Origin of the sequence: Acinetobacter higginsii, assembly GCF_000369525.1 — a bacterium.
Lineage (GTDB): Bacteria > Pseudomonadota > Gammaproteobacteria > Pseudomonadales > Moraxellaceae > Acinetobacter > Acinetobacter higginsii.
On record NZ_KB850080.1, the window covers coordinates 1 to 7,141 of the forward strand.

The window sequence follows — 7,141 nt, forward strand, 5'->3', positions numbered from 1 at the left end:
ATGAATGAAATCTTGCGGGATGCCATGCTAAAAGAATTAAAAAATCATCAATAAAAATGGGAGCTTAGGCTCCCATTTTTAGATTCGTATAACGTGTATTATGTTAATTTTAGATAATCTTTAGAATGTTTATTACTTTACAAGTAATAAACATTCTTTAACATCTCGATATCTAGTTCCTTGTCTACCTAAAGTCATGTGTTGATGGTCAGTAGTCAAAATCTCAATATTGGAACTATCCCAGACAGAAGAAGCTATTTCCATCATTATTTCAAGGCTAATCATACCTGTATTGCTGTAACTTAACGCTAATTGCGATTCTGTATTCTTAACGCCTTTAAACATATTTAAGAATGCACCTTCAACTTTTGTTTTTATACAGAAAGGAGATTGGTGTCGTTCTTCTCGATATCTCCCTTTTACAATGACGTTATTCTTTTTTTGGATTTCAGGATAGTCATATAAAACGAGCGTCTCTAGGGCGTGGTAAAAACGACTATAATGTACAAAACAATAAGGTGGATCAGCGTAGATAGTACCGCCTTCAAATATGTCTAAGGCATCCTTAAAGTCTTTTGATAAAAAAATTGATTTAAATTGATTGCTGTTTTCAAGACTAAACTTACATAACTCATTAATTTTTTTACTAAAAAATTTAAAAACCTCTTTTTTTCTATAAATACAAATATCATTGAATGATGAATTAGTTTTAGCATCTCTATATTGAGCATAGTGCCCTGTACCTTGACTGCAATATGCCATTGCATACATTAAGGACGCTAAAAAAATTGGATATAAAGGCTTATTTTTATAGTCATCTGCTACCTGTCTAAGGGCATCAATCCATAAACATTGCTCATAAGACCACCATGTACCAGAATAGTTCTTTGCAAATAAATGGTATGGATAATCTAAATTTTGGTTAATTAAATCTTTTTGCTTTTCTTCTAAACTATTGAACTCATCAATATTTTTTAAATCACTATAATTAACAATATATTCTTGTTTTATATTACTTTTTACTATAGCTAAAGTCTTTTGATAAATTTCATCTAGTGCAGGAATATCTTTACTAGCTAAATTTACAAGATACGTCTGAGATAGGATTTTTGAGTATTCCTGAATATCGTTAGAAACAAAATTACATTGTTTACCAATAGCACCTGCAAGAGATGCACTTCCAGCGAATAAATCTATAACGGGGCCATCTTTTTGATGTACAAAATTAATTCCATCAATAATAAAGTCAATAATCTTAGTTTTTGAACCCATATATTTGATTAAACTAGGGAATGGTTGTGGGGTAAACATAAAAATCCTTAACTCAACAACTAAATCCCAATTTAGGATTTAGTTTTTTGATTCTATGTAATAACGTTCTGATAGTCAAACAGGAAATTTGATGGATAAAAATTTGATGAAATCTTTATGTATCCAAACATTAAAGCAAATGAGACTTGATGCTCAAATTACTCAAGCTCAATTAGCTAACATGCTTGGAAAACCACAAAGTTTCGTATCTAAATATGAAAATGGAGATAGATCTTTGGAAATTTCAGAGGTCTACTTAATATGCAAAGAGTTGAATAAGTCACTTTGTGATTTTGAAGAAATTTTAGAAAGCTTTATCCAAGAATCTACTTAAGAGCGATCATCATAAACCCTGCTCGTTATACCAATAGCAATTACAGGACAACCACCTGACCCCTTACCAAATAGCTTACTTTCTAATTTCCCCATGTGTGTGGTTGATGCACCGTAAGAATCACCTTTTCCTAGTTCATTGAATATATTTTGTAATTCAGAAGATCTAGTAATAATGACACCGACTGCTATAGCATCAAGATCGAATAAAAGTCTGAAGTTATTTAAATCTCTATCAAAAAAAGGATCTTTATTATTCCATTCTACTTCGATAGCAACTTGATTTTTGAAGCAATCAATCTTATGGGTTGGTACATCTAAAGTAACGTCATCCTTTATGTCTTCCCTAATTCTTGATCTACCTCTGTGATCAATTTCTCTTCTGAAAGCAATTTCTCGAAGACGAATATCAACATCAAATTCTGTTTCATTCCATCCTCGACGATATAAGAAACCATCTAACTGATCGGCAATGCTAGATTTACGACCACCTGGTGCAAGAATTTCACTTCGTTTTAAAACAAAAGACTCAAGTAGATCAATTAAGTCTCTCCACTCCCTAGGATAAGCATGTTTTAATATAGAAATCCCATTTTTATATTCTAAAATTTCATAATTATCTTGAATAGATTCTGGAAAAAGTGAAATAGACATAGTTTTTTGGCAATTATCAGGTTGTCGGATTATAGATCTAAGATTTTAAAGAAAATACTCCCTTATTACCCTTCTCACAGAAATTCTGAGGGGTATAAGAGCTTTTATTTAACATAAAATCTCTTATACGAAATTTAGTTCGAATAACTAAATTTCGTATAGCCAGCAAAATTTTTTACTCACCAAAAATTTTATTAAAATTTCCGTAATCAGTTTTTTCTTTCAGCTTATTTAAAAGATAAGCTGTTTGATCCGTATCTAAATGCCCTTCATCAATCAATTTGATTGAATCAGTTAATCCGATATTCAAATAACTTGAATGAATACTGACTTCTTTAGAATCATTTCCGAAAATGCCACTGAGTAAACTTTTAGGTTGTTGCTCGAGTTGCTCTAAAGCGTAGTTTTCAAAAACATCTACGCCCCAAATTTCAGTATAGAAGTCTCTCTCATTGACATGCTCGCATACAAAAGCCACTTTAAGGTGTGAAGCTCCAACACCATAAACATGTTTTTGTAATAGAAAATTTGCTAGACCAGCTTTAGTCTTATCCATCAAATTAAATAAAGATGTACCTGTTAATTCGGGATAAAAAACGACTAAGGTTAACTGATAATTCTTGTCAAAGCCTTCCTGTACAAAACCATAAAAAATTTTAATTGGATGATTGTTGCTTACTTCACTTGGGTAATATGCTTCATATAACACTGTTTATGGTACTCCTGTATTTTCATGAACCGTACTCAGGTTTTTCTGAGAAATTTATTGAAAGAAAGTTCTTAATTTTAGGCCGCTTTAAAATCTTGTATCGTTTTTAAACTCGTGCGTTTTGGCATGTTGTAGCACTCATAATATTTAGGCATTTCTAGCGTCCCATAAGAGCCGTTATACATCACTACAGCCGTACCAATCGGCAACTTAATAAATTCGGCAGGCTCAATAATGGATTCCAATTTAATCGACTTGGTGGTCCCTACATTTTGCGATTTGTTGGAAGATGAACCACTTGTTCGACTGGATGAACTTGTACCGCTGGTTTGACTGGTGCCTGCTGTTTCAGAGATATATGTTGTCTCAGTTTGACCGACCAATCGACTGCATTCTTCAGCCGATTCAATATCCCCAATTCTAAAAACAATTTTCAAATTGCTCGAACCCATAAACATTTTGTCGCTATTTGGCCCATAGAGGCGATTTAAGCCCTCTAAACTCTGAAGGTATAGGAAAGTAGGCATGTTTGCAGAACGTATTGTATTAAGCAAATCAGTGAATTTTGGAATGGGTGCACAATTAATGATTTCATCTAGGGCGATAAATACGGGTCTACGGTTTTGATTGGCTTGTAAAATACGCATGGTATGCGCCACCATCGCCCCGAATAGCGTAGCTGTTGAACTCTTATACTGTTGGTCAAACTGTAAAAATACCGCTTGTTTAGGCTGCATGAGCACTTCTTTTAAGTAGAAGCCTGGGGCATTGTCTGATGTGGTTGCTCGAATACGATCATCATCGAGAAACTCAAAGGCTTTTGAAACAGCCGTCATCACAGATGCAAGCAAGCGATCATTTTGGGCAGTCCGGGAAATTTCTTTGGCAATATTGGAAACACTGGATTTCTCAGACTGTCTTAATGCTTTTAACAACTCATCATTGCTATCCATGCTGTTAATATAATTTTGAGCATTCACCAGTGATGCCTTATCACCCAGTTCGATGAGAACAGCCTTCAGAATACGCCTTGCCAGGTCATTAAACACCACCGATTCAGCGGTATCATCTTTAATGATAATGTTCAAAATTTCGTTGAGTTCTGCTGAATCCGTCACTTCTGAAAAAATATTGTAGTGGTCACTCTGAACATCGGTCGGATTAAAAACCCAATCTTTATAACCAAAAATTTTAAAGACATTGTTTGCTTTAAGAATCGCCCAAATTTCAGGCTTTACGTCCGTTGCCACGAAGCTACGCCCGGATTTCATCCACTCTACGATTTGAGAGATTAAAAATGTTGTTTTACCCGAGCCAGGTGCGCCCAAAACAATGCCCCGATCCTCATTGGTGACCCTTAAGCTTTCACGATGAAAAGACCAATTCAGGTGTTTTTGTTGCATGTCCTTTATTTGCTTCTTTGGTAAAATCCTATCCGTAAAAGCAATAAGGGGCGTTTTATTTTCAAATCCTTTATGCACTTCACTTAATAAGGTGCCATACCCTTCCGCAGACTCTTTTTTTATACGTTCTGCACGTGGTTTTGACTTCCCACCAGCAAAGTACAAAAATGCATAAAGACCAGCGATCACAAGCCACGATACGAAATAATTATTATTTGAAACCACAACATAATGACTTGAAAGCAAATTTGTGATGTCGCTCAACAGATAGGTCTGGGCTAGAACTGCCAAACCGAAAAGAACAACATTATATAAAAACTCATGGTATGGATTGTGCGCTTTAAAAAGTGACTTTAAGCTCACAAAGAGCATGAGAAAAAGCGCAATAATGATTAAAACTAAAAGGGTATTCGCATAGCCAACCGAAAGTGGTTTAAGGTGCAAAGTTCTTATTAAAAACGTGTAATAAGCCATAAAAAAATCGTGCACCATTTAATTATCCCCTTTTTGCTGTTGTTTACCCTCACAGGTATCTAAGAATTGAGGTTCAGAAACAGGACTTTTAAGCCATGAACAACGAACCGTATAATAAAAAGATGCTTCCGAGCTTCTAAATTTAATTAAATTTTGAGTGGGTTTTAGCTCTGCTTTATCATTCCAAATCAAAAGTTTGCAATTAATACAACGACCACATAACGGTAATTTTTCACGTATTTCTGATGCAATACCCATTAATTTTTACTCCATGAACCCAAGTACACGGACGTAATATTGATACGGCTATGCCCCAATTCTTCACTGATTAACATTCTAATTTCTTTATCTTTTTCCCTTTCATGTTCAGACAATGAACGAGAACCGCCTACCGCAGGGCAATCAAAGCCCATGAGTTCACGGTATCTGGTTTGAGCATAGCCATGCCTTAAACCATGCGTTTGCCCAACACCCAGGGCATGCGTTACTGCCTCAAAATTGGCTTTGTGGGATTTATAGCTTTTTTCCTTTGGAATCATGGAACCGCCATTTTTAACGGCTTGAGCGTAGGCTTCCTGGAGTTCTTGACGCTGTTTTTCATTGGTTATGGGAATTGTTCGAGGTCTTCCGCCTTTGGTCCAACTGTCTTTTAAACGGATATATTTAGCATTTTCAATTTTTTGACCGTCTAAGGCATACTCAGGCTGGAATTTCATGCTTTCTTCACGTCTAAGCCCAAAAGCATCTTGTAAACGTAAGCTTTGCGCTATGTTTGCATCGGTTTTAGACAAATCCAGGTCTTTTAGCGATATAGATTTATTTTCATTGGTGACATAGACACGATTTTCTATTTTATAAGTTGCATTATCTTTGACGGCACCGCTATTGCCGACTTTTTCGGCCCACCACCTTACGGCAACCATTCGATTTTTTATCGTTCCTGTGGACACGCCATCCTTACGCCATTGCTCAAGCAATTTATTCACATGCCGACCTTTTAAATCTTTGGGCGACATGGTTTTAACGTCATAGCCATTCTTGGCAAATTGTTCGGTGAACAATTTAAGCATAGACCGCCTATTTGCTTGCGTTGCGTGTGAACCCTCACGGAACTTATTGCAGAGCTGATCGAATTGATATTCTAAGGTCATGTGCACTCTTTTTTTGAGATGCTTGATTGATGAGTACAGCACAGCTTTATGCTGGGCTACGGAATCAATGAAGTATCAATTTTTTAATTTAAAACTGTTTGAGATCCGATGTACTGGTTAGTGTTAAGAGCCGAATTAACGTTTTATCAAATTCAATTATAGAAATTGGTTCAATAAAAAATGCTCAAAAAATGGGTATAAAAATTCGAAAATCTTTAAGTCCAAATGTGTGAATACTTATAAAAATAAACCGTTTCTGCATATAGGATGAGAGCGATTAAAAGTATTTGATCTCCTGTATTTAGTTTGTGTTTAAGCTGAAAACATAAATGAAAGTCAGCAAAGAAAAGTTATGAAAAAACAAAAAAGTCTGATCAGTATATCTGTGAATATTCTTCTATCACGCGGCAATAACTTCCAAAAATGTTTTGTATTGTAAGCAATATGAGGCTTCTCTCAGTCGTCACTACTTATAGGTAGTGACGACTGAGAAGCTTGGCCACTGTTTACGTGTATCAAAAAGGGGAGTCGCCACCCGTTCGGGATGCCTCGGCTACTGACGGAAAAGTTTAGATGGGAGCTGGTAATCAGAGGGAGTACGTTTTGAGATTTAGATCTTTCCTGGTCGCTCACACTCCGTTCGCTTTGTGCTTTTTTTTGCTATTAAGAGGAATGATTAGAGCGAGTGTCTACGAGCGAACTCAGAAAATTTGCTTATTCCTTTCCCTGATTACAAGCTCCCCTACAAGTCAAGAACTCAGAATCAGAGCATCCCGAATGGGTGCGAACTTTCTCAGTTTGCCTTCTAAACCGAGCGTAGCGAGTAAAAAAGCTTATGAGCGAAGCGAATTCCGAGTTGCTTTTGCTTTTATTAAATTCTAGATGGTATTTGCAAAAAAATTGCCCCTTCGAACTGAGCGAGAGCGAAGTTCAATAGAGTTTGAGCGTAGCGAAAACATAGGGCAATTTTTCTTTGCTTAGGCTTTTAATTATTTTTAAAGTTTTTAAATGCTTTTAGACATGCTGAAGGCCTTTATTTACAAGGTTTTTAGACATTATAAAACGAGGTTTACCTTGCATTAAAACGAGGTTTACCTTGCATTAAA

General features: G+C 35.7%; 7 protein-coding genes. 1 reads left to right on the forward strand and 6 read right to left on the reverse strand.

From position 1 onward, the window contains the following. Nucleotides 1-132: 132 nt before the first annotated feature. Nucleotides 133-1,311, reverse strand: coding sequence for a DNA adenine methylase (locus tag F902_RS21695; protein WP_005207478.1), 1,179 nt, complete (start codon nt 1,309-1,311; stop codon nt 133-135). 91 nt (nt 1,312-1,402) lie between these two features. On the opposite strand from F902_RS21695, the gene F902_RS21700 reads away from it, so the two are divergent. After that, nucleotides 1,403-1,645 (forward strand): helix-turn-helix transcriptional regulator, encoded by a 243-nt coding sequence (locus F902_RS21700; protein WP_005207479.1) that lies wholly within the window; start codon nt 1,403-1,405, stop codon nt 1,643-1,645. On the opposite strand, the gene F902_RS21705 is transcribed toward F902_RS21700, so the two are convergent. The 5 genes from F902_RS21705 to F902_RS21725 form a co-directional block, all read right to left on the reverse strand. Next, nucleotides 1,642-2,298, reverse strand: a complete 657-nt coding sequence (locus F902_RS21705; protein ID WP_005207482.1) for a BglII/BstYI family type II restriction endonuclease — start codon at nt 2,296-2,298, stop codon at nt 1,642-1,644. The two genes, F902_RS21700 and F902_RS21705, sit on opposite strands and share 4 nt — an antisense overlap. Nucleotides 2,299-2,473: 175 nt before the next feature. Beyond that, nucleotides 2,474-3,007 carry a hypothetical protein gene (locus F902_RS21710; protein ID WP_005207483.1) on the reverse strand — a complete coding sequence of 178 codons (534 nt, stop codon included), beginning with the start codon at nt 3,005-3,007 and terminating at the stop codon, nt 2,474-2,476. 77 nt (nt 3,008-3,084) lie between these two features. Beyond that, entirely contained in the window at nt 3,085-4,902 is a 1,818-nt protein-coding gene (locus tag F902_RS21715) for a type IV secretory system conjugative DNA transfer family protein (RefSeq protein ID WP_005207484.1), read from the reverse strand. Then, nucleotides 4,903-5,142, reverse strand: coding sequence for a hypothetical protein (locus tag F902_RS21720; RefSeq protein WP_005207486.1), 240 nt, complete (start codon nt 5,140-5,142; stop codon nt 4,903-4,905). Further along, complete coding sequence (locus F902_RS21725) at nt 5,142-6,035, reverse strand: phage integrase N-terminal domain-containing protein (protein ID WP_005207487.1); 894 nt, start codon at nt 6,033-6,035, stop codon at nt 5,142-5,144. Before F902_RS21725 ends, F902_RS21720 begins: the two co-directional genes overlap by 1 nt. Between the last annotated feature and the right edge of the window lie 1,106 nt (nt 6,036-7,141).